The organism is Actinoplanes sp. NPDC023936 (assembly GCF_040639325.1).
Lineage (GTDB): Bacteria > Actinomycetota > Actinomycetes > Mycobacteriales > Micromonosporaceae > Actinoplanes.
Map to the genome: position 1 here is coordinate 1 of NZ_JBEZZR010000015.1, position 607 is coordinate 607.

Annotated in this window: 1 protein-coding gene; it reads left to right on the forward strand. The window is 67.2% G+C overall.

Translation table 11 applies throughout. The features are described from left to right. Positions 1–160, forward strand: a 160-nt coding sequence (locus AB0F72_RS20605) for an IS3 family transposase (protein ID WP_360433917.1), incomplete at its 5' end; no start/stop codon positions are given. Between the last annotated feature and the right edge of the window lie 447 nt (positions 161–607).

Consider the following 607-nt stretch of genomic DNA (forward strand, 5'->3'; position numbering starts at 1 on the left):
GGCATGGCCCACCCGCAAAGCCGCCCACCAGGCGACATTCGAGTACATCGAAGGCTGGTACAACACCCGACGCCGACACTCCAGCCTCGGCTACCAGAGTCCGGCCGCCTACGAGACGGGCACCAACCTCGCCCCGCTACCCGCCCTCAAGGTAGCGTGAAGATCAACTCATCGACCCTGTCCGTCGAAACGGGTCAAGCCCAGAGGACACTCAGCATCAGCCGGACGAGATGAGCTGGCGGTCAGTGTTCTCGCCGGCCCGTCGGGACGGCACCAGGCGCCGGCCGGACCACGCCCTTCCACGATCCACACCAGCCGAGGACAGCACTCGCGACCGGCTGGTCCAGCTGGTCCGGCTGGTCGTCAGTACTGACCCCGCTGGCTCATCCAGAAAACTCCGCTATCAGCAGATATTCGGCCTGGGCCTCGCGCCCCCGCCGACCCCGCGCTGGCGTCCTGCGGCTGGCATCTCGCACCTGGCACCTCCCGCCTCGCCGATCTTGGAACGCGCCGTCCCGGCCGTAGCCCACACATGTGATCAAGCCCAGGTAGCCGCTCTGGTCTACGGCTGGCGTGGCCCGGCCGTAGCTCAGGCATGTGATCAAGC